The 520-nt window shown below is 50.4% G+C and carries 1 rRNA gene; it reads left to right on the top strand.

The annotated features are described in order from the left end of the window. Positions 1–520: ribosomal RNA gene (locus OP497_RS17480) — 23S ribosomal RNA — on the top strand; the annotation flags it as partial.

A 520-nucleotide genomic window follows, 5' to 3' on the forward strand; every position in this document is an offset into this window, starting at 1 on the left:
ATACTCCTGGCTGACCGATAGTGAACCAGTACCGTGAGGGAAAGGCGAAAAGAACCCCGGAGAGGGGAGTGAAATAGATCCTGAAACCGTATGCGTACAAGCAGTGGGAGCCCGACCACTCAATCATTTTGGCAAGCTTATGTATTATTTTTATGTCCTGCAAAACATTGCCTGTCCGACGGAGTTCTACACCGGTTATAGCGGTGATCTCCGAAGAAGGCTTGGCGAGCATAATGCCGGCAAGCAACAAGCGACATGTGGCAGAACATGGAGGCTGGTATATTACGAAGCTTATCTCAGTGAACGAGTGGCTCGAGAACGAGAGCAGAAGATCAAGCGCAATGGTCGAATGCGAACGTTGTTGATGGACCGCATCACATCACAGTTTTCAGAGTGATTGAGTGGTCGGGTGACCGCGTACCTTTTGTATAATGGGTCAGCGACTTATTTTCAGTGGCGAGCTTAACCGATTAGGGGAGGCGTAGCGAAAGCGAGTCTTAACTGGGCGACCAGTCGCTGG

It is taken from the genome of Halomonas sp. 11-S5 (assembly GCF_029889825.1).
Lineage (GTDB): Bacteria > Pseudomonadota > Gammaproteobacteria > Pseudomonadales > Halomonadaceae > Halomonas.